Here is a 24,076-nt window from a genome sequence, read left to right on the forward strand (position 1 = left end):
GCTCCCCCGCAGATGTATAAAATTTACCAGTCGTCTATTTCGAACGCAGGCAGCGATTTATTGCGCAATGCTTGGACATCATCAAGCGGCATTTTGGAGACGCTGGTGATTTGCCGTTGAAACTCAATGGCATGGGGGAGAATTGGGAGGATTTTGCCGGTGCGGATAGGCTTCCACACGGACGCGTTCAACTCGGCCTACTGGTCGTTTGAAAAATGCTTGCAATGGGCAAGCGACAACGATTTGCACTTCATCGAGTGTGGTCTGATCGACGGCGTGAGCTGGATCCACGGACCGGGCTACCAACCGCATGTCGCGCTCTATGAGGATCCTGTCCTGTTGCGCCGCAAGATGGACCGCTACGGCGTGCGTTTTTCGCAGGTCGATGCGGCCTATCCGCTGTCTGGCGAGGACGGGCCGCTCAGGGGTGTGCCCTATGTGCTGAAGTCGATTGCCTGGGCCGCGCAGGCCGGCAGTCCCTGCGTCGACACCACCGACGGGCTTCATATGCCGCCTGGCCTTACCGAAGAAGAGTCGATGGCGCTGATGCAGCGCAGTTACGAGAAGATCGTCGAAGTGGCCGAAGCGCACGAGATCGTCGTCAACATCGAGCCCCATGGCCATTTCACGACGCGTCCTGAATTCATGGAGCGCATGCTCGCCTTTGCAGATAGCAAGTGGCTGCGCATGAACATGGACACCGGCAACACCTTCATCGCCGGCCAGGAGCCGACGCAGTTTCTGAAGCGGTTCATCGACAGGGTATCCCATGTCCATCTGAAGGACGTTTCGCTGTCGCTGGCAGCGGCTGCCCGCGGCGGGCAAACCGGGATCGCGGTCAGCCATTGCGCGCTCGGCGATGGCGTCAATGCCGAGAACATCAAGGCTTGCCTCGCCATGCTTCGCGACCATGGCTATGACGGCGTACTCAGCCTCGAATGCGAAGGCGCCGCTGGCCCGATGATCGAAACGTCACTGGCCTGGATCCGCGCGACGTGTCGCGATCTCGGCATTTCGCTGAAGTGAGCGCGTCATGAAGCTTGGTATTAATCTCCTTTGCCTGACCGATTTCGTCGAGGAGAGGCATCTCGACAATATCGGCCGGTTGCGCGATCTCGGCTATGATGGCGTCGAAGTGCCGGTTCTCTCGGGCGAGGTCGGTCACTATGAACGCCTGGGCCGCGAACTGGACGGGCTCGGCCTTGGCCGGTCCACCACATCGATCGTCCCGACGCCCGAGGCAAACCCCATCAGTTGCGATGCCGAAGTGCGGGCGCGCGGGCTCGCCCATCTCGATTGGGCGCTGGACTGCGCAATAGCGCTTGGTGCTGAAAGCATGGGTGGGCCGTTTCATGCACCGATCGGCTTCTTTACCGGCAGGGGGGCCAGCGAAGACGAGTTGAAGTATGGGGCAGACGCCCATCATGCGCTCGCAGAGCGCGCCGCGGCCAACGGCATGCATTTGAGCCTCGAGCCGCTCAATCGCTTCGAGACCTATTATCTCAACACAATGGAGCAGGCGCGTGCCTATGTGGATCGCGTGGCGCATCCTGCCTTCAAGATCATGTACGACACGTTCCATGCCAATGTGGAGGAGCGTCGGCCGGAGGCGGCGATCCGCCTGATTGGCCAGGATATCGGCGTCTTCCATGTCTCCGAGAACGATCGTGGCATACCCGGGCGGGGGCATATCGACTTTGGCGCGATGTTCACGGTGTTGAAGGAGATCGGCTATGACGGTTGGCTGACGCTTGAGGCATTCGGCGCCGGGCTGCCGGCGATCGCGACGGCGACCCGCGTCTGGCGGCCGTTGTTTCCCGACTTCGATACGCTCTTTTCCGAGAGCGCGACATTCATCCGCAAGACATGGGCTGCTGCATGAACACGAAACACCCCGCTATCGAGATGCGCGGCATCACCAAGAGTTTTCCCGGCGTCAAGGCGCTGAAAAACGTCAGCTTCTCCGCGCATTGCGGCGAGGTTCATGCGCTGGCTGGCGAGAACGGCGCGGGCAAATCGACGCTGATGAAGATCCTCTCCGGCATCTATCGGCCGGACGGAGGCTCAGTCGTTGTGAACGGCGAAGAGCGGCATTTCACGCATCCGCTTGCGGCGATCCGCGCGGGCATTGCCGTCATCTACCAGGAATTCTCCCTGCTGCCCGAGCGAACCGTCGCACAGAACATCTTCCTCGGCCGCGAGCCGACGCGTCGCGGTCTGATCGACCACAAGGCGATGAACGACGAAGCGCGGCGCGCACTTGCGCTCTTCGGCTCGGCGCACCGGATCGAGCCGAGCACTGTTGTTGCCGACCTCGACGTCGCCAGCCAGCAACTCGTCGAGATCGCCAAGGCGGTGTCGCTCGAGGCAAAGGTGATCGTGATGGACGAGCCGACGGCAGCGCTGAACGAGGCCGAATGCGAGGTGCTCTTCGGTCTCGTCGACACCTTGAAGAAGAGCGGTGTGGCGATCGTCTACATCACCCACCGCATGCCCGAAATCACGCGGCTGGCCAATCGTGTTACCGTGCTTAAGGATGGCGAGGTGGCGGTGCGCTTTGACCATGTGCCTGAGCCCGAGGCGATCGTACGAGCCATGGTGGGCCGCGACCTTGGCGATTTCTATGCGGAACCGGCAGCACCGCAGGAGATCGGCGACGTCGTGCTCTCAGTCCACAATGCCGGCAACGAACGGCTGAAAAATGTGTCCTTCGAACTGCGCGCAGGCGAGATCGTCGGTTTCTCCGGCTTGCAAGGGGCAGGGCGCGTCGCGCTCGCGCAAGCGATATTCGGCCTTTCTCCCTTCACCGAGGGTGAGATTACCCTTTCCGGCAAGCCGGCGCGGTTCACCAGTCCGCGCGAGGCGATCCGCGCCGGGGTCGGGTTGCTTCCGGGCGATCGCAAGGCCGAAGCGCTGGTGTTGATGCAATCGGTCGTCGACAACGGCATGCTTACGTCTCGCGCACTCTCGGGCCTTTCCGGCAATGCCAATGCGACGCCTTTCGTTTCGGCGGAAGCGATGGAAAAGCTGCTGCGCGAACTCGACGTGCGCGCCGGCAGCTTTGCCCAGGACATCAAGGCGCTGTCGGGCGGCAACCAGCAGAAAGCCATCGTTGCGCGCTGGCTGGCGCTGGCGCCTCGGCTGTTGATCTTCATCGAGCCGACCCGCGGCATCGACGTCAATGCCAAGGCCGGGATCTACCACCTGATGCGCGATCTCGCGCGCAAGGGCACGGCCATCATGATGGTCTCGTCCGATCTCCCGGAGGTTCTCGGCGTATCCGACCGCGTCCTTGTGATGCGGAACGGCGAACTCGTCGCGGCGTTTTCGCGCGGGGCCTCTGAAGCCGATGTGATGTTGGCGGCAACTGGCGAGGAGGCGGTGGCAGCATGAACAAGGCAACTCTCCTCCGCCGTCCGGCGTGGCGCATGGAACAGTGCGCTCCGGCGCTGCTGCTCGGCCTGGCCGTCCTCATCTATGTCGCGATTGCGCTCAGCCTCGGCCTGACACGCTTCCTGACACCGGAGGCAACCGTCTCCATCCTGAACCGGTCCGTCGCGCTCGGCATTACCGCCGTCGGGCAGACCTTCACCATCCTCGTCGGCTCGATCGACTTGTCGGTGGCCCATCTCATCTCGGCCTCGGCCGTGGTTTCCTCCGCGATCATGAACGGCGATCCGGCGATGATGGTGCCGGCCGTTGTTGCGGTGCTCGTGATGGGGGCCGTGGTCGGAACGCTCAACGGGCTTCTCATCACCCGCCTCGACGTCAACCCGCTGATCGCGACGCTCGGTATGGCGCTCATTATCCAGGGCTGTCTTGCCTCCTTTTACGGCCGGTTCGACGGCTCGGTGCCGGATGCGTTCCAGTATTTCGCCTATGGCGAGGTGCTCGGGCTGCCGGTCAGCCTGATCGTTCTGGCGCTGCTGGTTCTTGGCGCATGGATCGTGCTGCGCTTCACGCGCTTCGGCTCCAACATCTATTCGGTTGGTGGCAACCGCGACACGGCGCGCGCGGCCGGCATCAACACGACGCGGGTCGTCATGGCGAGCCATATCATCTGCAGCCTTTGCGCGGCGCTCGCCGGCCTCTATCTGGCCAGCCGCCTGAAATCCGGCTCGCCGTGGATCGGTACGGAGGGCGCCTATGATCTGGAATCGATTGCCGTCGTCGTCATCGGCGGGACGATCCTCTCCGGCGGCAAGGGCGGGATCTGGGGCACGGTTGCCGGCGTGATCATTTTCTCGCTGATCGATTCCATCTTCAATCTCGCCGGCATCGACGCCTTCGCCAAGCAGGTGATGCGCGGCATCATCATCGTCGCCGCCGTCGCCTTCTACGCAGTCCGTTCAAAGAGGATAGTGGCATGATCCAGGAAACCGTCGGCTCCGCAAAGACGCGCGGCGTGGCAAGCATTGGGCGGCTGCCGAAGATCAATCCCGTCTTCTTCGTGCTGGCAGCCCTTCTCGTTGCCATCACGTTTTCGAACCCGAACTTCATCGAGCCCACCGGCTACATGAATTTCCTGAAGCGAGCCGCTCCTCTTGCCATCCTCGCGGCCGGCCAAATCTACGTCATCGTCTCCGGCGGTTTTGACCTTTCCGCAGGCTCGCTCATCACGCTGACGGTCGTCGGCTCGTCGATGCTGCTCGACAACAGTGCCGATGCGACCTGGTGGGTGATTGCGGTCATGTATGCGGTGGGGCTTGCCGTCGGCGTGGTGAACGGCCTGGTCGTTTCCTACCTCCGGGTGCCGTCATTGATCGCCACGCTCGGCATGATGATCACGCTCAATGGTGCAGCCTTCATGTGGTCGAGCGGATCACCGCGCGGCTACCTGCCGGAGACGTTCCGCTTCTTTGGGCGCGCCAGCATTCAGGGCATTCCATTGATCCAGTTCCTGCCGGTGGCATTGCTGGTGCTGTTGGTCGTCGGCTTCATCCTGTTCTGGCTCATGCATCGCACCAATCTCGGGCGCATGCTGCATGCGCTCGGCGACAATCCGCGCGCGGCGCAAATGTCGGGTGTGCCGATCGAGAGGGTGCGCATCATCGCCTTTGTCGCCTCGTCGCTGAGCGCGGTGACGGCCGGCATCCTGCTCGGCGGATTTGCGGGCGTATCAACCGACGTCGGCGTCGGCTACGAGCTGCAGGCGATCACTGCCTGCGTGATCGGCGGAGCGCAGCTTCTCGGCGGCCGCGGCTCCGTGCCGGCCTCGATTGCAGGCGCGCTGACGCTGACCGCCATCTTCACGCTGCTCAATTTCATCGGACTGCCGAAGCCGACGCGCGATGTCGTCCAGGGCCTGATCCTGATCGCGGCAGTCGTGCTTGCCACCTACCGGCGCAATCGCGCCGGCGGGACCTGATTTCGAGGGTCAGAGCGGATGCGGGCGCTTTCCGCATTCCGCTCCAGGCCATCGGGAGGAACTGAAAAATCATGATCAATGGGAGTGAGACATGAAAAGATTGCTGACCGCCGCACTTTCGGCGGCACTCGTCGCCGGCACGGCGCATAGCCAACAGCTGAACTTCGACGATACTGCCGAGTTCGACAGACAGCGGACGCTGCTGACGGCCAAGGCCAATGGTCCGGAAGGGGAGCCTTGGGAGCAGTACTACGGCGACCAGATGGCCGACACCGCAAAGTACAAGAAGCCAGGTCCCTACACGATCTGCTTCTCGAACGCCGGCGTGAACAATGCCTGGCGGGTGACCGGCTGGACGAACATGCAGGCCGAAGTGAAGCTCCATCCGGAAATCAAGGAGCTCATTCACGTCGATGCCGAAGGGTCCGACGACAAACAAATCGCCGACATCGACGACCTCATCAATGGCGGCAAATGCTCGGCTCTGATCGTCTCGCCGAATACGACGGCAGCCCTGACGCCGGCAGTCGAAAAGGCCTGCGCCAAGCTGCCGGTGATCGTCTTCGACCGTGGCGTCAACACCAAATGCCCGGTCACCTTCATCCATCCGGTCGGCGGCTATGGCTTCGGTATCCAGGCAGGCGAGTTCGTGGCGGCCACTGCACCCGCGGGCGCCGACGTCCTGATGCTGCGCATCGTACCGGGTGTCGATGTGCTCGAGACCCGCGCGTCCGCAGCCAAGCGCATTTTCAAGGAGACAGGGCTGAACGTCATCGGCGAGGAATTCACCGAGGGCGACAATGCCAAGACCAAGTCGATCGTCGAAGACTACCTGCAACGCGGCAAAATCGATGCCATCTGGATGGACGCTGGTGCCACAGCGGTTGCAGCCCTCGAAGCCTTCGAGGATGCGGGCCTGCCGCCTCCGATCATTACCGGGGAAGACCAGCAGGACTTCCTGGTCAAGTGGAAGGCGGAAGGCTTCAAGGCGATAGCCCCGACCTATCCGACCTACCAATGGCGCACGCCGATCATCGCGGCGGTGAAGGTGCTGCAGGGCGAGGCGGTGCCGGGTCCGGAATGGGTAATGCCGCAGCCGGCGATCACGGCAGAAACGCTCGATCAATATGTCGATGCCAAGATGCCACCCCTGCATCACGCCATGTGCGGCTGCGAGAAGCTGCCGGACTATCCCGCCGCCTGGGGTGGAAAGTAAGCTTGGAGACCGAGCCGCTTGCGGCTCGGTCTCCATTCAGCAGAGCAGTACCAGTTTCCAAGCCAAGATCTTGGACGGGTGCGGGTCTGCCTTGGCCGGAATGGACGAAGGATCTGCCGAATCGCAACTTCGAGCTTTGACCCGTGCGCGGCGTCGATCTCAAGATCGGGCTTGGGGTCGCCTGGAACAAGGAGGACCCAACGGCATCGCGCGACGACATCGTCGACATTGCCCGGTCGCTCGCGCGGCCGGGCAGGTGAGGGAATGCGATGAAGCGAATTCCCGAGGTGTAGGATACTACGCTCAGGCTGTCCGGACGTTTTCGGCCTTCGATTTTCCTGTCTTGCGGTCCTGGCCAAGTTCGTAGCTGACCTTTTGACCATCACGCAGTGAGGCTGCGCCTTCAAGCGCCGACACATGGACAAAGACGTCCGGTCCGCCGTTGTCGGGCGTGATGAAACCAAAACCCTTGTCCTGGTTGAAGAATTTAACAGTACCGGTTGCCATAGTCGTCCTCGTCAGTTGAGTGTTCTTTCGTATTGCCGCAGGACCTTATCCAGCGCCGGCCTTGGCGGCAACCGCGCATGCACGCGCGTCGCGGTTTTCGCGCTGATATCTATCACCTGTAGTTGGCGAATAACCGGGTAGCGCGGCTTGAAGCCGCAAGAATTCTCTCGAAGGGGAGGGGCCGGGGGGCGCTCCGCCCCTTCAAGCGCCTGCCGCCCGACTTCCGCCACTTCACTGCCGTTCCGTTGCGTGCAGCCGATTCCCCCGCGCAGGCGCTTTACCATCGCCTTGCGCAGATCCGAAACGCTGATGTGCGGTTTGCGGAGAGGGTGGATCTCATTCTAGCGAGCGCAAAATGTCGGATGGGATCGCCGAGCTTGGCCGGAAGAATGGCAATCGGCTGAATGAGAAGGGCGGTGATCGCCGTGGTCTTGGCGACTTCCCGTTCTCGAGCTCAGCACCAGGCTTGAGCTCGGTCCGCTCTTTTCGGGGTGGGGCGGAACGAGTTGAGAGGCACCATTCTTCATGCGGCCAAATCGTCCGTTGTGGCAGTCGACTTGGCGAGGTAAACGCGGTGGCCCGCTTGTCATGCTCACCAAGTGATGGGTGCGGCTACCGCCGTAGAGGCGGTCCGATTTTGAATCCCTGGGCCTTCAAAGTTCAAGACAAGGCCGTTCCAGCAACAGAAGGAGAAGCAACATTAAGAAGTCGGTTCAGGTTGTTATTGTCGTTTTCATTGCAATAACGGTGATGTTTAGCGGACGCTGGTACATGTACGTGGCCTTGGGCGAAAGCCCTTATGATGAAGTAGGGATCGCGCTGAACGGTTACATGCCGGCTTCATTGCGGAGTTGGGGTTGCCACAAGATGCAATTAAGGTTTGAAGGGCAGCTTCCGCCTTACGGATGCAGTGGGCCTGATGGACGTAGCTGGCTCTGAATTGCAGTTTGCAAGCCTAAGCTGCCGCGGTGCGATCCATAGCGTCGCGCCGCATCTCTCTTAGTCGGGCTCAGAAGATCGACGCCCTTTCTGACGATCCCGCCGGCACATCGGACGCCCGACAAAAGCGTTTGCCACGATCGCATCTGGATTTGTGCCCGCGGTAGTCATGTGACTGGTCTCGACGCCAGACATGCTGCCGCTATCAACTCGTCTTCTTCATCGACCGTGTGCGCTTCGTAGGTCTTGAAAAGAACAGCAGTGTCTATACCTCCATCGTCCGGCCTACCCGTCCATCAGCGCCTTGAGAGACTGGAGCGCTTTCCGTTCCCATAGGGTGGCGCCTTGCCGGCAAGCAAAGGCGATGGCGGATCGAATGTACCGCTCCGCCTCATTTGTTCGGCCACATCGAAATTCGACCTCTCCGCGCAGTCGGAGAAGCTCTGCGGTGAAGTAGTTCTCGCCGGTGTGCTCAACGAGTGCGAGGGCTTCATCCAAGGTATCGGCGGCCCGTTTGACGTCACCCGCTTGCAGGTAGCTTTCGCCAAGCAGTCCCAAATAACAGGATTTGTCGATTTCCTGCTCACCCAGGTTGGCGCGAGTTTGCTCCATCCCCACAATGCCAAGCGAATCGTTTCCGCGCGCCATGATCCAACCCTGAAAGAAGGAGGCGACGTTCGTCCACATGCGAAAGCCGTTGGCCTTCGCAAGCGTGTACAATTCATCCAGTTTGTACTGGAGCGGTCGGAATTCGCCGCGAAGCGCATAGAGGATGCAGCAATTGCCCAGACAGGCCGCCAATTGGTAGGAGGACCGGTGGCGTGCGTCGGCCTCCGCCGCGGCATAGAGTTCGATTGCGCTTTCCTCGTGACCGGTCACCTGCAATGTCCATGACAGATAAAGCATGGCCATGCTCGGAAAGTCGCTGCCGATCTCATCGGCACGGTCCACATGAAGCAGGGCCTGCTCCAGACAATCGCGGGCCTGTTCGAAATGCCCTTGTGAAAAAAAGCACATGCCCTTGAATTGCAGCCCGAGGACGAACGCCTTCAGATTGTCGTGGGTTTTGCCGATCGCCAACAATTCGTCGCCGGCCCATTCGGCATCTGCGAAACGCCCCGAGTTGAGCGCAGTACCGAAAAGCCCGTCGAGCGCACGGATCGGTGCTGCTGCATCGCCAAGCTTTTCGCTGAGCCGGATGACATTGCGATAGGCCGCACTGCCCTCGCCAGTAACATAGCCGAACGTGGCATAGAGGACATCGCCCCGCTCCAGTTCGAGCGCAAGCTCCATCCGGTCGCGTTCCACCGAAGGCGGGCATCTGGCGAGGCAGGCGAGACCGTTGGCAAACATATTGGCCGCTTCGACCTTGGTCCAGGTCCTGCCGGTGTTGCGGCCTGCGGCCAGCCACCTGCCGGCCGCCTCTTCGAAAAGCGCCGCCTCGGCCAAATGTTGTGCCAACACCTCAGGGTGTTCCTCCGCAAGCTTCGGATTGATGCTGTCGATGGTTCGAGCAACCTGAGCGTGAAGCTCGCGGCGCCGTTCCTTGAGGAGGCTTTCACGGGCCGCCTCCTGCAAAAGCGCATGGGTGAATGCATAGCGTGGTTCACCGGCCGATGTCTGGCGCATGACCAGCCCTGCCTCCACCAGCCGCCGCAGCGTCGTCTCCACGATATCCGGCGGCTGACCGCACACCTCGGCAACGACAGACAGGTCGAATTCGCGCCCGACGACGGCGGCAATCTGGGCGATCACCTTGCCCGGACCGATCTTGTCGAGACGCGACAAGAGAGACGACTGGATGGAGCTTGGAACGCCGACGGCAAGAGGATGCGAATTTTTCCCCCGCTCTTCAACACAAGGGCCGCTTTCCAGAACGGCCCTTGCCAGTTCCTCGACATATAGCGGCACGCCTTCGCTCTTTTCCAGCAGCTGCGTGGTGATCTCATCTCCGATATCATGCCCCGCCACGAGACTGTGCAGGAGCGTGCGCGCGTCCTCATTTGGCAGGCGATCCAGTACAACGGTGCGAAGATCAGTTCCTGTCGCCGTTCGGCGCCGGGCGTCTCGGGAGGTAATCAGGATCAGGATTGGAAATGGCCCTGCCTCCGAAACAAGCGCCTCAAGCACATCGCTCGATGAGGGGTCGATCCATTGTTCATCCTCGATCGATAGGAGCACCGGTCCGATTTGTGAGAGGTGATGCAGCCAATCGATCAGTATCCTGTGGGCCAGGTCGCGTTGCCGCGCGGAAGGATGCCCGACCACGTGACGGTCGATGGCCAGAAGCTCGACAAAGACCGGCAGAGATCCGGAGACCGGAACGGTGCTCAAGGCGAGGACCGTTTCAAGCTTCGCCGTCGCGATTTCCGGCGGGTCGCCGCCATCGATGCCGGCATAGCGCTTGAGCAACGCCAGAAACGGAAAAAGGGCGCTGTTGGAATAGGTACTGGAGCATTGCAGGGTGAGGTAGGTGCCGCGGAGGATACGCCGCTGGATCTCGAACAGCAGCCGCGATTTTCCAATGCCGGGTTCGCCGACAATCATGGCCGCCTGGCCGCGCTTTCGCTCGATCACCTCCTGCCACAATGCGAGCAGGCCCTCGATTTCCGCTTGCCGTCCAACAAGCTTGGTCAGTTCCCTTCGTTTTGCAAAGCGGTTCTCCAGTATTTTCGGCCTGTCGGCCCGCCAGACATGGACTTCGGCCGGGAAACCTTTCAGCGTTCGCGACCCGCAGTCGGAGAACTCGAAAGCGCCGGCAGCGGCGGCGTAGGTCCGCTGATCCGTCATGATGGTTTGGGGTTCTGCGATGGTTTGCAGGCGTTGGGCCAGATTGGGGATCGATCCCAGAGCGACCGTTGAGACGCCTGCGGGCGCGCCGACAAAGTCTCCGACAACGACAAGGCCGCTGGCAATGCCGATGCGGACACGCAACGGTGGCACCCCGGCCACCTCGATCCTGGGAACCAACTGGAGGATATCGAAGGCAAGTTCAAGCGCGCGCTCGGCGTCGTCTTCCTCAGCGATCGGGTAGCCGAACAAGGCCTGCAATGCATCGCCGGCATAGTTGGCAGTGATCCCGTTGTGGTTGCGCACTGCGGCGGTACATTCCGCAAGATAGGCTTTCGTCAGCCCTGTGAAGTCTTCCGGATCGAGACGCGTCGCATATCCGGTCGAATCGACCAGGTCGCAAAACAGTATTGTCAGTTGCCGCCTTTCAGCCGAGGTCGCAAATGATTTGGCAACCTGATCGGCATTCAGCAGTTTTATCGCGGCTGCAATTTTCTTGCGCGGCCCGACGGGTATCTCCATCTCTCGCAAATCGTCCTCCGACAACATGCGAAGACTGTCGCCGTCGACCTGCGATTGCGTGAATATGTCGGCGAAGTGTGCAAGCCCCAACCCCTCCAGCCATTTCCTCACGTCGTCCATGGAAACCCCCAGTAACCGGTGACGCCCTCGCTCGCTCCCTGGGTTATTCAGGCCCTGCGAAGGATAGCACCTCTCCGCTTGGCCCAGAAGCATTCTTCATCGAAACACGCGCCGGATCAGTCTTCGCGCGTCAGGCTCGGCGCGAGGTTTCGCCCTTGAGGACGGCTTTGCGGCTGCGAGCCGTGCGGCGTGTCAGTGGCATGCCACATCAGCGAAAACGAGTTGTCCGTGCCGCGCATAACGCACATCACTTTGGTCGAAACAGAAGCGTTTCGGCAGGATGCGTACAAGATATCGTCTGTTACACGTGGCCGGCAGATCTACCCTGAATTGACGGGGGGCCGTGGACGGCGTGGGGTCGGTAAATCGCTCGTGGCCGAAATAGGATAGGTTGTCGATGACCATCGCTGCGCCGGAGATACCGACATTCGAGGCGATCATGTCGATATTGCGGCCCTGGGCTTCGCCGACGCTCGGGTAATCGCTGTCCAGCGGCATTTCCCCTAGAGGCGGAATTGCAGTCGATTTAACGGCGATGTTGAACCGGACATCATCCCGCTGGGGAACCTGTCCGTAATCGTTGATGTAGTGCCAGTTCAAACGAAGAACGCGATCTACCCCCAATTGGCGAGTAGGGGCCGGAAGTATCGCGAACGACAGGTCTATCGGCTGTGAGCCGTCGCCACCCGATGGCGTGCCGGGAGCCGGACAGGCCGTGAAGAGCGGTTGATATCCACACTCCTCGCCTCCCGCCTTCCAAAGGCAGTCGCTCAATCGCCGCCAATCGTCTTCGCCGATCTGCGCACTCGTTGCATCCACTTTGCTTCCATCGCGCGGCACCATCCACGGGTGGATCCTGCCCTGCCTGGTCTGGCGAGCCCATTCTGTCCGGTGTGCATCGATGTCGGCGAGCTTCAGCAGCTCCGCCCGGACGCTGACGACCTGTGCCCAGGTCGGGTTCGTGACCACCGGATCTCGCCCCGCAGCATCGGCCGCGATGCGTTGCCCGGTAACCTGCGTCGTCAGCGTATGGCACTCCGTGCAATTTCCTGACGGATCCCGGATCGTCTTTGCGCGAGCAAGATCAGTGGCGTAAATGGACGTGTAGGCGGAGCCGATGACACGAAACGGCAGGCGTTCGTCGCGTATCGTCCTCGGGATGTAGTCGCCGAGGCTGAAAGCCAGGGCTTTCTCGCTTTTCGCTCCGCCAGGATATCCGATCCGCGCTTGGCTGATATGCGGAGTGATGACATATGGACCCTTATTGTCATGGCACGCTGAACATTGAATCTGGAATGTCGGGTCGTACAGCGTGGCCGCTGCCGCGCGTCCCTTGACGTCTCGATAGGATCGGCCGCCGGGAGGGGTGAACGGCCTTGTCCAGTCAAAGTGCGCGTGGTTCTTGCCGCCGTCAAAGAAGACGATTTCCCCGCTCAGCCGATTGTAACCGACAATGCCCAGCCGGGCGAATGTGGGATTGTCCTTCTGCCAGTAGGGTTCGGGATCGATCTCAAGATGCGGGGTGGATTTCCGGCAGAGTGCGACCCATTCAACATTGCCCACCACCTTGCGGCTTATTCGTGAATTCATTCCGCAGTAGGTGACGTTGCCTGCGAGCGAAGGCTTGTCGCATCTCGCGATCTGAGTGCCCCACTTGACGATATTGCCCGCGGTATCGCGATGCTCGAATTGCAGTGGATTTCCCGGAATGCCGGGGTTGGGCTTCAGGTCGACAATGTTGCCGTCGATTTCCAAAGGTATGATCTTCGCATCGGCGCCGCCGCAATCGATGTAGGGGATCGGCCCAAAGACAGATCGCGCCTCATCGCCGAATCTCGTGACGACGTCGGTGCTCGCCGAGGCCGGCTTCCACAGGAAAGCGCCGTTCCAGCGATCGGTAATCTCGGCGAAGGAAAGTGTCTCGGCATCGACACGGGAGCCCGGCGGATGGTCTTGGCGTGCGGCAACCTCCGCTGACGACGCGGTGCCAGCAAACACGAGGGCCACCGCGAAGCAGGCAAGCAGCGATGAAACACCGGTCAGCATGACAGGCGCCGAGCGTTGAGGGCGAGACACCATTTTCAGCGCGCGCGCAGAATAACCTTCGGTCCATCGGGAAGCAGAACGATCATTGCGAACTTCCAGACGCCCGCATCCCTCTTGAACTTCGTCACCATCGTCGCCGTGTAATCGAGCACCGGCGTCTCGATGCCTGTGAATTGTATCGTGACGACGACGGTAGATTTGCCTTCGACCGTATCCGCATCAATAGCGTTGAGCAGAGTGTTGCTTTCGATATGACGCCTCCGGCTCTTGTCTCCCATCTCCCCATTTATGGCGTCCAGATATTCTACGAGCTGCACTTTGCCTGTCTTTTTCTGGAGTTGGATCGTTCCGGCATCGCATAACTCGTAGGACACGTCATCCGTCAGCATGGCCTCCATGCCCTGGTTGTTTGCGTCATCCAGCGCCCAATTATAGCGATGCAAGAGGTCCATGATCTCCTGCCGGTCGGACGGCGGAGGATTTGTAACGGTTCGAAGGTAATCGAAGCTATATGTATAGGTGCATGTCGGGGTTTGCGCTTCTGCCGGACCTACGACAGCAAGTCCGGCGCTGAAGCCGAGCGCCAATGCCAGTTGCCAGCGAGTTGCAGATCTTTCCTTTACGGATGCCATTCTGACCCCCACTCGTGAAAAACGGATGTGTATGAATGTTGCGCGGCGAGATTGGATAGCCGTGAATCTGACTGTGTTTGCCCGCGTTGCGCCAAAATAAATGCAATCGACTACGGCAAATCCTGCAGTTGATGAGGCGCCCCCGAACTTCAGAGTTGGCCCCGCATCCTCATTGCCGTGCAGTACTTTATATTAGAGTACGCTAATTGCGCGATCGTGACAATTTAAAGTTTGCAGGACTCAGGCAACCAGAGCACAACTCTCGCGCGTACGCGCGCCACGGTGAAGCCGTTCAAACAATCAGGGCGGGCAGAATGTTGCGACGGTCAAAGACAGTCTGGAATACTGCCGGGTAGCCGCCGTGATACTTGCCGCTTGCCTCCAGCATTGCTGCAGCGACGCTGGCATAAAACCGGGCATCGACCGACGCTCCCTTAGCGCCGTCCACTAGAATATCGCGCATTTCCCGGCTGATTTGCTGCAAATCTTCGGGTCGAGCTTCGTTGTTGCCGACAACGACGGATAACATGCCGGCGAGCGCTTCAAAGAAGGCGCCGGTAAACACCCTGGAAAACGAGTGGGGGTTGGCCGCGATCGTGTCCGGCGGACCGGAACCGTCTAATCCCACAGGGTCGACATAGAGATGTTCATTCCACGCATTGCGCAAGCAATCGACGTCAGCGTCGTTCGGGTCCTCCATGCGCACTGCCGCACCGAACTGCGCGGCTACTCGCGAAAGGCTCGAACTGCTCCAGAAGTTTCCGCCGGCGGTCTCTTCGAGCAAGGCCGAGCAATAAGAGGGGATTTGCATTGCGCATAATATCGCACTCATGTCGCCGAAAGCTTCGATGAAGGCGTCGGTCTCCAGAAGGCCCCTGTTGGTAAAATCAGGGCGAATGGCATCCAGGATCGCATGACCGAGTTCGTGGCACAGCAAGTCGGGACTTTCGCCGGAATAGACGACGATGGCCGGATGCCCGGCAGGAGAGCCATGGTAAAAACTCAGCGACTGTCCATCGTATGCGGATTGCAGGGCTTTTCCCCTGTCGACGTAAACATCGAGAACCTGCCCGTGGCGCCAGCGGTCCGGCGGCTGGCTGCAGGCTGCCCAGAAGTCCGCCGCTCTCCTCACAGTCGCCGCAGCGGTCCAGTATCGGAATTCCGCGGTTGTCGGATCATCGTTGTGGGGTAAGGCGGCAGGTATGAAGCGGAACCCCAGCGGCAGCTTTGCCACATCGGGCACCGGAACCGTCGTGAGCCGGCCGGCCAGTGCAGGATCTTTTTCCCAGACGGTGATTGTGTCAGGCATCGATGCCTCCCCCCTCAGACCGTACTTAAGGAACGACTTTTATAATGACAGCTTTTCAACCAAGCAGTCAATTGGCGAAAACCGCTTGGTGCAGGCCGGAATATATTCGATTGTCCACCTCCAATGCGCCCAATTCCGGCGCTCCAAGGCAACGAATGTTTGAGAGGGCGATCACAGCGAGCCGCATTCCATTGAGCTATGGCAACGATGACGACGGAATTGCATGAACAACAGGCCCACGAGGCCGCGAAACTCCTGCAAGCCGCGGCGCTTCAAGGACTGGCACCCAGCTTGAGCGTCGGCGGTTTCTAGGACATGTGGACTTGTATGGCGTGCCGCCACCTGCTCTGGCTTGCGACCGCCCTGATTACGGAAGAAGGCTTGAAGGCGAGGTGCGGTGCACCCGCATCGGGGCAGCGTCGATCTCAGTCGCCGCATCGAGCAACCAACGAGTTGTGTCCCCGTCCTCGCTTGCAATCTGCTTGAAGCCCAGCTTCGAATAGTGGTCGCGCACCATGCCGTTGCGGTCCGTTGGTCGATAGATGCCAATGAGCGTGCGAATTCCTGCCTCGCAGGCTTGCCGCAGGATCTCGCGTAGCACCATTTGCTCGGCCCGTCTCCCCAGCACCCGGCAGCTCATCAGCCACGTATCGATCAACCAAGACGCCTCCGGCAGCGTTCGGCAAATGACCACGCTGATCATGCCGTTGTCACCAAACCGGTCGGCAAGGCGGACTTGCAACGTCGTGCATGCCGGATCGCTCTCGAGTGCCGCCACCTCGGCCTCGGTATAGCGCCGGGTGGTTAGATTAAACTGGTTGGACTTGTTGATCAGTTGCGCGATCCGTGATCTGCCAATGCGATCGAATGGGCTGAACGTGATCTCCATGTCGAGCGAGGCGAGATAGGAATCAATGTCGCCCGCCCGCTCCTGCAATTCCACCCGCCGGGCATTGCCCTCGTAGTAGGCGGCGCGCCGCCGATCTTCGTCCGAAAATGTCGTCGCTTCGAAATACCCCGCGGCCGCCAGCGTGCGCGCATAGAGAGCCGGATCATCAGGTAGCTCAGGCACCGCTACTTGCGGCAGGATCTGCCGTACCAGCCCCCGCTCGACAGGATTGTCATCCAGCAACACCATAGATTCCAGCCCAAGCGACAGGGCATCGGCGATCGCCTTGATGTTCGTCGCCTTGTCCTCCCAGTTCGCCTGGAAGACGGCAATCTGATCTTCGCGGATCAGCATTTCGGGGTGCTCGCGAAAGACGCGCCTCGCCACCTCTTCGGTGTTCTTCGACGATACAGCCAGCACGATGCCACGTTCGCGCAAAGCGAGTGCCAAGGCTTGCACGCTCCGATACGCCTCGCCCACGGCGTCGCCCTCGGCAAGCACGATCCCTTGCAGACCGTCGTCGCCAATGACGCCACCCCAAAGCGTGTTGTCGAGATCGAGAATGAGGCATCGCCGGGCCTTGCCCCGCATCGCTGCCAGGAGCCGTGCGACATGGTCGGCATAGAGCGGAATGCAGTTGTCGGCGAACGGCAATTTCGCAAGGTTCCATTGATCCGGCGAATGCCAGTTGGCAAGGCCGACTGTTTCGGCAATGGCGGCGACGTCAAGCAGTAGGTCCGTCGTGCTTTGGAGGTCCGCCGCAAGGCGTCGGTTGAACGCGTCGACAGAGTGGCGCAGCGTGCCTGGCAAGGCGCGATCCAGGCTGCCGAACAACGCCTCGACGGGCGGCGCCAACGTCTGCAAGATGCAGACCGCCCCACTGGCAGAGACACCCGCGCGAATCCGCATCAGCAAGCTGATTGCTTCTTCTACGTTTGCGGTCGCGGCATGTGTGCCTCCAGGCGAGCGACCAAAGGGAAACGCGCGGTAGTCGAGGGCAAGGAGCACGACGTCGCACCGCGCCACATTCATGCTGGAAGCGGGATCAAGCGCTTCTTGGATGAACGTCCCGTAGTCAGCCGTGACGCAGTCAAGAAGGATTCCGTGCCGGGCAGCGGCGACGGCGAGAGCGTTTATCGCCAGATCGATGGTCCCGTTCGCCAGGACGCCGAGCTTTACAGGGATCAAGGGTGACAGCGGACAGTTCTGCTCCTGCCTGGCGCGCATCAAACGGGTCAGGCGCGCCGCATGGCTTGCGTCGAGAGCAAACGAAGCGAGGTGTTGGATCTCGGCACCAGACGCGCCGTCCAAGAGACGCCGGCACATGTCTTTGAACTCGGTGGGTGGCCTGGGCAGCCAAGCAAGGTCTAGGAACAGGTCACAGTTCACCGTCAGATCCTCAAGGCGGTTTTCAGGACATGCGATTGATCAGCGCGGCAAGATCGCCGACCTTGCCAAGGGAGGCGATTTGGCTGGCCGAGAAGTGCACGTTAAAGGCGCGTTCGATACTCAGCATAAGCTGCACGTTCATCATGCTGTCCCAGCCTTCGACATCCCTCGCAGTGAGCTCCGAGGTAACGAGCAGACTGTCGTCGTCGAATACGTCCCGGAAGATCGTCTCCAGCCGCTCATAGATCTCTTCCATAATCTCGACACTCCCTAGAACTGAAAATAGAGGAACTCGGTGGGCGCAGCCGACAGCGCGCGTGTGACCGCCAGAAATCCGATCAGGCCGGTAACAACGGCGAACCCCGGCGTCGGTTGCCAGGCGAAAATCCGGTCACCCAGGCGCTGCTTGTGATCAAGCGACGTCGCCAGCCGCACCTGACCGAGACCTGTCTCGTAACGGCGTAACCATTCCTGAACGTTTGGAAGGAGCCACACGATCGCCAGGAGCAAAAGTTGAACCTGCACGGCGTCCCAATCCAGAAGCTCCGAAGATCGCAGGCCAAGGCCGTGGTGGCCGGACATGCAAAGCAAGAGGTGGAGCGCCGTCGCAAGGTCTGCAGACCGGAAGAACACGAGCCCGACCATGACGCATCCCATAGTCAACAGGACGGAGGGGATGAGGTAGATCGGCCGATCGCTGTCGAGGCGCCACCCCCACCGCATCTTGAGCATCCGCCAGCCGTGATTGATCGTGAGAAACAGCCCGTGCACCAAACCGAAAGCCGCAAACTGCCAGCCGGCACCGTGCCACACGCCGATGATGACCATCGCTAGAATGGTTGGCGAGGCGAGAAGGACGAGGAAGGACGCAAGGCTGGTCTTGCCGCGCCGAAGGCCCGGCCTGCCGCTCGCGACCCAGCGCCGCGTCAGGTACAGGCTCATGGGATTGTAGATATATGCGGTGACGAACCGCGTCAGGGTCATGTGCCAACGCGACCAGAAGTCAATTATGTTGCGCGCCTTGAGCGGTGAATCGAAATTGAAAGGCAAACGAATGCCGAACAGCATGCCGAGGCCGATCGCCATGTCCGAGTAGCCGGAAAAGTCGAAGTAAATCTGCAGCGTATAGGCGAGCGCTCCACTCCACGCCTCGAGCATCTGCAATGGGTCACCGTTGGCGGCGGCCGCGAAGACCGGATTTGCCCACAAGGCCACGGTGTCGGCGATGAACACTTTCTTGAAAAGGCCAACGACAAAGATCGTGCCGCCGAGTGCCAGCATGCGCGATTGTGGCTTGAAAATTCGCGCGTCGTCAAACTGCGGCATCATCTCCTTGTGATGGGTGATAGGACCGGCGATCAGTTGCGGAAAGAAAGTGATGAACAGGCAATAATTGGAGAAGCTCTGCTCCTCCGCAACGCCCTCATAGGCATCGCAAAGAAATGCGATTTGCTGAAACGTGTAGAACGAAATCGCCAAAGGGAGAAGAATCGCTGGGATAGGCAGACCCAGATCGAGCATGCTGTCGATCGTAACTACAAGAAAACCTGCATACTTGTAGTAGCCGAGCAAAAGCAGGTTCAGTGTGACGCCGGCGATCAGGAGCCCTCTCACCTTTCGTCGAGCGAGCACGGCGCCAATCGCGTAGTTGCAAACGATCGACGCCAACAGCAGCGGCACATAGGCCACGTTCCACCAGCCATAAAAGACGAGCGAAACGAGCGAGAGCCAAATGAGCGCGAGCTTGGACAGACCCATGCGGCCAAGAGCAAAAAAGCCGACGAGCGCAATCGGTAGCAGGCCGAGAAGGAATATGGCGGAGTTAAACAGCATCCCCGTTACCCCGCGCTCATTTCACAGCTCCGAAGCCCGTCGCCTCGACGAGTTGGCTCGTGAAGCGCCTGGCACCGGTCCACCGCAGATGAACTGAATCTACGAAGTCACTCGCGACCACCTGAGCCGAGCGCTCGCCGTCCCAGAAGATCGCATTTGTCCCGCTGATGGCGGTCTTAATCTCTCGCACCATGTGGTCGTGGATCGCGGCGATCAGGTCGGACCTCACGGTTTCGGGCTGCAGCAGCGGGAGTGACGCCACGGTCAGCTGCCGTCCACTGGCGGCGATCTCCCGCACCAGCCGCCGCAGCGACGATACGCAGACCGGGTCGATGGTATCGAAGCGGTGCCTGTCGAGCGTGCGACTCATATCCGTGGTCTGCGGACCGTCGCCGTAGGCGGTGAAAACCAGCGGATAGAACGGAAGCGTGTTTTCGCGGGCGGCTTTGACAAAGCTTGCGTTGCGGACGAGTGAGACAGGATCGAAGTACGTGAAGTAATAGGTCCACGTCAGACCGTCACCCGACAAGTAATCATCGACATGCGTGCCGTCGAACACCCGCGCGCTGATGCCAGAGCACGCGGTCATGTCGAACTGAGTGAGCAACAACAAAACGTGTTGTACGCTCGGGTATCGCCTCAACAGATAATCTGCGACGAACGCAGTCTCGTCGACCTGCAAGCCACAAAAGCTGCCGTTGAGTGGTATGGCGGCTGGATGTCGGCGGGCGATCTCCTCGCTCGCGATACCCCGCCAGGCCGCCGATGATCCAAGGATGAGCGCGGTTGGTGCCTGAGGAGGGTTATCCCGAAAAAAGGCCAGCTTCTCGTCTGCGCAAAGGCTGTTCGTGAACGCAGGCGGTGGTAACCGTCCAACGCTGTCGAGGGTCACAAGGGCGAGAAAGTAGAACGCCGCGGCGAGCAGGGCCGTCACCACTGAACCCGCTATGTAGCGTGTCCAATGTCCAAGCCTGCGCCTTTTGAAGGCCGGCCACCGCAGTATCGAAAGCTTTTCCATCACACGTAAAGCCCCGGGGTCGGTTCAATACGGCGCGAAAAGTTGGCTCGGCATTTGGATTTCGACCCCACTGCTCCTATGCCGACGAACCCTGAACCTACTGTCGTCTCGCCTTGGGCAGTGTTTCGACGCATGACGTGAGGAAGGTGAAACAGCTACGCTGAACCGCACGATTTCGATCCTCGATCGATCTCGCCTCAAACGAACTATGCAACGGGCATTTATCCGTTCTGTCCCACGTTCAATTTAGAAAACGACCATCCCGTAAACACGATCTCGCAAACAATGCACGGACAGGCCGTCCGCATACCTCATCGCTTGCTGTGTTCAAGAAGTCGTCGTCACGTCGCAAGGCCGCTGATACGCATTTCGAAAGCGAATTTCGGCCATGCACCCAACCTTCGTCCGTTTCGGCAACCCAAGATGGCTACCCCGGACGAATCCAATACAAAACTAAAGCAAGTACATAGCTTCAAGACCGTAATTCAGCCCTTCCCACGCGAGATTTCGAGCGGGACGGAACCAGAATTTTTTCGTGCTGATGCAGGTATTCTTACAATCATCGCTATTAATTGTTTCTAACGGTACCAATATAGATCGATCATCGGAAATGGGTCAAGTAATACCAAATTAGTACAAGAGCGTGCACCGCCCGCTAATCAAAACGTTCCTCCCGCGGTGCCTAAAAAGATCCGTCTCCGTTTTTCAGATAACTGATCACGGCATCGGCGATCATCGTCCGATGCCTGCCAATCGTCTCTGGCTCAGAGAGGTCGCGGCGGAAGATCGTTCCGAAAGTGTAGCGGTTCGAAACCCGGAAAAAGCAGAAGGCGCTGATCAGCATGTGCACGTCGATCGGGTCGGCCTTTCGCTTGAAGACGCCTGCGGCGATACCGCGCTCAAGGATTTCGGCGATCGTCTCGATGACCGACACATTCAGATCGCGGATCGCTTCCGAACGTAGCATGTGTGCGGCATGATGGATGTTTTCGATGCTGACCAGTCGCACGAAATCGGGGTTGGCCTCGTCGTGGTCGAAAGTACTGGAAATGAGGGTACGCAACGCCTCTTCCGGCGCCAGGCTTGCGAGCTTCAGATCTTCCTCGAGCGTGCGGATCTTGCGATAGGCGCGCTCCAGCACGGAGAGATAAAGTCCCTCCTTGCCTCCGAAGTAGTAGTAGATCATGCGCTTGGAGGTTCGGGTCCGTTCTGCGATCGCGTCAACGCGCCCGCCGGCGAGGCCGTGCGTCGAGAACTCCTCCGTGGCGACGACAAGGATGTCTTCCTTGGTTCGTTCCGGATCGTTCTTCCGACTTGCCTCAGCGCGCCCTGCCATTCTTTCGTCGTCACTCCCCGACACCGGCCGGAATTTTTCCAATGAAACCAAATTGAAACGGGCGAACCGCGAGGCACGCCGCGTGGCCTCCCATGAAACTCATATTGAGGTTAGAGAGCTCTTTCAAGAGAGTCCGCTTGACATACGTACTAGTTCGTACATTTTGTAATGAGCGAAGACGGCTGGAGGAGGTCGCGTTCGCACAGTGCCCCTGACGCCGCCCTCGTCGCCAATGCGACGCTCGGGCGCCAAGACGGCACTCCGCTTTGGGAGGAGCGCATGACCCGCATCATCGATTTCTATTTCTTCGCGCTGAAGGTGGCGATTGCCCTGCTGCTCGCCGGCATGGTTGTGCTCGTTTTCGGCAATGTCGTTCTGCGTTATGCGTTCAACCAAGGCATCACGGTATCGGAGGAGCTGTCGCGCATCTTCTTCGTCTGGCTTACCTTCCTCGGCGCCGTGGTCGCCATGCGCGAGCACGGGCATCTCGGCGTTGATACAGTCATCAAACGACTGCCGCCCCTTGCAGCAAGGATCGCTGTGCTTTCGGGCCATGCGTTGATGCTTTTCGCGACCTGGCTGATGATCAGCGGCAGTTGGGCACAAACGCTGATCAATCTGCACGTCGGTGCGCCAGCAACCGGGCTCTCGATGGGCTTCTTCTACGGCGCCGGTCTCGCCTTCGGTGTTCCTGCGTTCCTAATCATTCTTGCCGACGCCATCGCGATCGCAACGGGCCGTATCGATGTGACAACGGCCGAACTGGTGCGCGACAGCGAGGACGAGATGGCGCTCGAGGATCTTCCCGAGCCGGTTCTCGACCCCGTATCCGCCAAGCGCTGAGGATGTTGCGATGACCGTTACGATCTTCCTCGGCGCCCTTCTTGGCCCCATGGCGCTCGGCGTGCCGATTGCCTTCGCTCTCGTTATCAGCGGCGTCGCCCTGATGCTCTACCTCGGTCTCTTCGACGCGCAGATTGTCGCACAGAACGTCTTGAACGGTGCCGACAGTTTTCCGCTGATGGCCGTGCCCTTCTTCCTGCTCGCCGGCGAAGTCATGAATACCGGAGGACTGTCCCGGCGCATCGTCGCGCTGGCCATGGCGATGGTCGGCCATATTCGCGGCGGTCTCGGTTTCGTCGCGATCTTCGCCGCCTGTATTCTGTCCAGTCTCTCGGGGTCGGCCGTCGCGGACGCTGCGGCGCTTGGGGCGCTGCTTCTGCCAATGATGCTGAAAAGCGGCCACGACGCTGCGCGCGCCGGCGGGCTGCTAGCCTCCGCCTCGGTGATCGGACCGATCATCCCGCCGTCGATCGGCTTTATTCTCTACGGCGTCGTTGGCGGCGTCTCTATCACCAAGCTCTTTCTCGCCGGCATCTTCCCGGGGCTGATGATAGCCGCGGCCCTTTGCATCACCTGGCTAATCGTTGCCCGCAAGGAGCAGTTCGAGTTGCCGCCAAGGCAGAGCGGGGCCGTGCGGCTGAAGGCGCTCGTTGACAGCATCTGGGCCCTCATGCTGCCCATAATCATCATCGTTGGCCTGAAGTTCGGGGTCTTCACGCCAACCGAAGCAGGCGTGGTTGCTGCCGTCTACTCGCTTTTCGTCGCCATGGTCGTCTATCGCGAACTGCCGCCAGCACAGCTCTTTCACGTCTTCGTGTCGGCGGCAAAGATCACCTCGGTCGTCATGTTCCTGGTCGCCTGTGCCGCGGTATCCGCCTGGCTGATCACCGTTGCCGACGTTCCGGGCGCGCTTGCCTCGCTCATCGAACCGCTGATGGACAACCAGACGCTTCTCTTGCTTGCGATCATGGTCCTGATCGTGCTCGTCGGCACGGCGATGGATATGACGCCGACCATCCTCGTGATGACGCCGGTGCTGATGCCCATCATCAAGCAGGCAGGCATTGACCCGGTCTACTTCGGCGTCCTGTTCATCATCAACAATTCGATCGGCCTCATCACCCCGCCGGTCGGCACGGTGCTGAACGTTATCTGCGGCGTCTCCAAACTGTCGATGGAAGACCTGATGAAGGGCGTGCTGCCCTTCCTGATCGCCGAATTGATCGTCCTGTTCCTGCTCGTCCTGTTCCCCGCCCTGGTGACCGTTCCGGTTACCTGGTTCGGGCACTGAGGAAACTTCACGCTTCAACACGGCCGGC

18 protein-coding genes and 1 pseudogene are annotated in these 24,076 nt (G+C 60.1%); 9 read left to right on the plus strand and 10 right to left on the minus strand.

Translation table 11 applies throughout. The annotated features are described in order from the left end of the window. Nucleotides 1-159 precede the first annotated feature (159 nt). From XB14_RS26175 to XB14_RS26205, 7 genes and pseudogenes are all read left to right on the plus strand, one after another. Entirely contained in the window at nucleotides 160-1,026 is an 867-nt protein-coding gene (locus XB14_RS26175; protein ID WP_179119676.1) for a sugar phosphate isomerase/epimerase family protein, read from the plus strand. A gap of 7 nt (nucleotides 1,027-1,033) precedes the next feature. Then, nucleotides 1,034-1,882: a sugar phosphate isomerase/epimerase family protein gene (locus tag XB14_RS26180; RefSeq protein WP_077966005.1), complete on the plus strand. Its 849-nt coding sequence runs from the start codon at nucleotides 1,034-1,036 to the stop codon at nucleotides 1,880-1,882. Further along, on the plus strand, nucleotides 1,879-3,393 hold the full coding sequence (locus XB14_RS26185; protein ID WP_077966007.1) for a sugar ABC transporter ATP-binding protein: 1,515 nt from the start codon (nucleotides 1,879-1,881) through the stop codon (nucleotides 3,391-3,393). Before XB14_RS26180 ends, XB14_RS26185 begins: the two co-directional genes overlap by 4 nt. Next, on the plus strand, nucleotides 3,390-4,370 hold the full coding sequence (locus XB14_RS26190; RefSeq protein WP_077966009.1) for an ABC transporter permease: 981 nt from the start codon (nucleotides 3,390-3,392) through the stop codon (nucleotides 4,368-4,370). Before XB14_RS26185 ends, XB14_RS26190 begins: the two co-directional genes overlap by 4 nt. Further along, nucleotides 4,367-5,368, plus strand: a complete 1,002-nt coding sequence (locus XB14_RS26195) for an ABC transporter permease (RefSeq protein WP_077966010.1) — start codon at nucleotides 4,367-4,369, stop codon at nucleotides 5,366-5,368. The genes XB14_RS26190 and XB14_RS26195 overlap by 4 nt, the downstream gene beginning before the upstream one ends. Before the next feature lie 91 nt (nucleotides 5,369-5,459). Further along, nucleotides 5,460-6,584, plus strand: coding sequence for a substrate-binding domain-containing protein (locus tag XB14_RS26200; protein WP_077966012.1), 1,125 nt, complete (start codon nucleotides 5,460-5,462; stop codon nucleotides 6,582-6,584). A 95-nt stretch (nucleotides 6,585-6,679) separates the two neighbouring features. Beyond that, nucleotides 6,680-6,844: pseudogene (locus tag XB14_RS26205) on the plus strand (LysR family transcriptional regulator); the annotation flags it as partial. Nucleotides 6,845-6,887: 43 nt separating this feature from the next. Here XB14_RS26205 and XB14_RS26210 read toward each other — a convergent pair. The 10 genes from XB14_RS26210 to XB14_RS26260 all read right to left on the minus strand — a co-directional run bounded on the left by XB14_RS26210 (nucleotide 6,888) and on the right by XB14_RS26260 (nucleotide 21,914). Continuing rightward, nucleotides 6,888-7,091 carry a cold-shock protein gene (locus XB14_RS26210; protein WP_077966014.1) on the minus strand — a complete coding sequence of 68 codons (204 nt, stop codon included), beginning with the start codon at nucleotides 7,089-7,091 and terminating at the stop codon, nucleotides 6,888-6,890. A 1,224-nt stretch (nucleotides 7,092-8,315) separates the two neighbouring features. Further along, nucleotides 8,316-11,462 (minus strand): AAA family ATPase, encoded by a 3,147-nt coding sequence (locus tag XB14_RS26220; RefSeq protein ID WP_077966018.1) that lies wholly within the window; start codon nucleotides 11,460-11,462, stop codon nucleotides 8,316-8,318. Nucleotides 11,463-11,654: 192 nt separating this feature from the next. After that, nucleotides 11,655-13,508, minus strand: a complete 1,854-nt coding sequence (locus XB14_RS26225; RefSeq protein WP_077966020.1) for a hypothetical protein — start codon at nucleotides 13,506-13,508, stop codon at nucleotides 11,655-11,657. A gap of 35 nt (nucleotides 13,509-13,543) precedes the next feature. Beyond that, a complete protein-coding gene (locus XB14_RS26230; RefSeq protein WP_077966025.1) occupies nucleotides 13,544-14,140 on the minus strand; it encodes a nuclear transport factor 2 family protein in 597 nt (198 codons plus the stop codon). Between the two features lie 292 nt (nucleotides 14,141-14,432). Beyond that, nucleotides 14,433-15,449, minus strand: a complete 1,017-nt coding sequence (locus XB14_RS26235) for a hypothetical protein (RefSeq protein ID WP_077966032.1) — start codon at nucleotides 15,447-15,449, stop codon at nucleotides 14,433-14,435. Nucleotides 15,450-15,816: 367 nt separating this feature from the next. Next, nucleotides 15,817-17,727, minus strand: a complete 1,911-nt coding sequence (locus XB14_RS26240; protein WP_077966033.1) for an HAD-IIIC family phosphatase — start codon at nucleotides 17,725-17,727, stop codon at nucleotides 15,817-15,819. A 22-nt stretch (nucleotides 17,728-17,749) separates the two neighbouring features. Continuing rightward, nucleotides 17,750-17,983 carry an acyl carrier protein gene (locus XB14_RS26245; RefSeq protein WP_077966034.1) on the minus strand — a complete coding sequence of 78 codons (234 nt, stop codon included), beginning with the start codon at nucleotides 17,981-17,983 and terminating at the stop codon, nucleotides 17,750-17,752. 14 nt (nucleotides 17,984-17,997) lie between these two features. Beyond that, nucleotides 17,998-19,560, minus strand: coding sequence for an MBOAT family O-acyltransferase (locus XB14_RS26250; protein ID WP_077966035.1), 1,563 nt, complete (start codon nucleotides 19,558-19,560; stop codon nucleotides 17,998-18,000). Between the two features lie 16 nt (nucleotides 19,561-19,576). Further along, on the minus strand, nucleotides 19,577-20,494 hold the full coding sequence (locus XB14_RS26255; protein ID WP_143348550.1) for a hypothetical protein: 918 nt from the start codon (nucleotides 20,492-20,494) through the stop codon (nucleotides 19,577-19,579). 766 nt (nucleotides 20,495-21,260) lie between these two features. After that, nucleotides 21,261-21,914 (minus strand): TetR/AcrR family transcriptional regulator, encoded by a 654-nt coding sequence (locus XB14_RS26260; RefSeq protein ID WP_077966039.1) that lies wholly within the window; start codon nucleotides 21,912-21,914, stop codon nucleotides 21,261-21,263. Between the two features lie 279 nt (nucleotides 21,915-22,193). Between XB14_RS26260 and XB14_RS26265 the strand changes: the two genes are divergently transcribed. Together XB14_RS26265 and XB14_RS26270 are read left to right on the plus strand one after the other, a co-directional pair. Further along, on the plus strand, nucleotides 22,194-22,757 hold the full coding sequence (locus tag XB14_RS26265) for a TRAP transporter small permease (protein WP_077966041.1): 564 nt from the start codon (nucleotides 22,194-22,196) through the stop codon (nucleotides 22,755-22,757). A gap of 10 nt (nucleotides 22,758-22,767) precedes the next feature. Next, nucleotides 22,768-24,048: a TRAP transporter large permease gene (locus XB14_RS26270; protein ID WP_077966043.1), complete on the plus strand. Its 1,281-nt coding sequence runs from the start codon at nucleotides 22,768-22,770 to the stop codon at nucleotides 24,046-24,048. Nucleotides 24,049-24,076: the final 28 nt, after the last annotated feature.

This window comes from Ensifer adhaerens (assembly GCF_002007205.1).
Classification (GTDB): Bacteria; Pseudomonadota; Alphaproteobacteria; order Rhizobiales; family Rhizobiaceae; genus Ensifer; species Ensifer adhaerens_D.

Coding starts and splice junctions, on each gene's coding strand:
- XB14_RS26180 (WP_077966005.1), top strand. CDS start 1,034: ATGAAGCTTGGTATTAATCTCCTTTGCCTGACCGATTTCGTCGAGGAG.
- XB14_RS26270 (WP_077966043.1), top strand. CDS start 22,768: ATGACCGTTACGATCTTCCTCGGCGCCCTTCTTGGCCCCATGGCGCTC.
- XB14_RS26185 (WP_077966007.1), top strand. CDS start 1,879: ATGAACACGAAACACCCCGCTATCGAGATGCGCGGCATCACCAAGAGT.
- XB14_RS26250 (WP_077966035.1), bottom strand. CDS start 19,560: ATGCTGTTTAACTCCGCCATATTCCTTCTCGGCCTGCTACCGATTGCG.
- XB14_RS26220 (WP_077966018.1), bottom strand. CDS start 11,462: ATGGACGACGTGAGGAAATGGCTGGAGGGGTTGGGGCTTGCACACTTC.
- XB14_RS26265 (WP_077966041.1), top strand. CDS start 22,194: ATGACCCGCATCATCGATTTCTATTTCTTCGCGCTGAAGGTGGCGATT.
- XB14_RS26230 (WP_077966025.1), bottom strand. CDS start 14,140: ATGGCATCCGTAAAGGAAAGATCTGCAACTCGCTGGCAACTGGCATTG.
- XB14_RS26225 (WP_077966020.1), bottom strand. CDS start 13,508: ATGCTGACCGGTGTTTCATCGCTGCTTGCCTGCTTCGCGGTGGCCCTC.
- XB14_RS26195 (WP_077966010.1), top strand. CDS start 4,367: ATGATCCAGGAAACCGTCGGCTCCGCAAAGACGCGCGGCGTGGCAAGC.
- XB14_RS26245 (WP_077966034.1), bottom strand. CDS start 17,983: ATGGAAGAGATCTATGAGCGGCTGGAGACGATCTTCCGGGACGTATTC.
- XB14_RS26190 (WP_077966009.1), top strand. CDS start 3,390: ATGAACAAGGCAACTCTCCTCCGCCGTCCGGCGTGGCGCATGGAACAG.
- XB14_RS26210 (WP_077966014.1), bottom strand. CDS start 7,091: ATGGCAACCGGTACTGTTAAATTCTTCAACCAGGACAAGGGTTTTGGT.
- XB14_RS26260 (WP_077966039.1), bottom strand. CDS start 21,914: ATGGCAGGGCGCGCTGAGGCAAGTCGGAAGAACGATCCGGAACGAACC.
- XB14_RS26235 (WP_077966032.1), bottom strand. CDS start 15,449: ATGCCTGACACAATCACCGTCTGGGAAAAAGATCCTGCACTGGCCGGC.
- XB14_RS26200 (WP_077966012.1), top strand. CDS start 5,460: ATGAAAAGATTGCTGACCGCCGCACTTTCGGCGGCACTCGTCGCCGGC.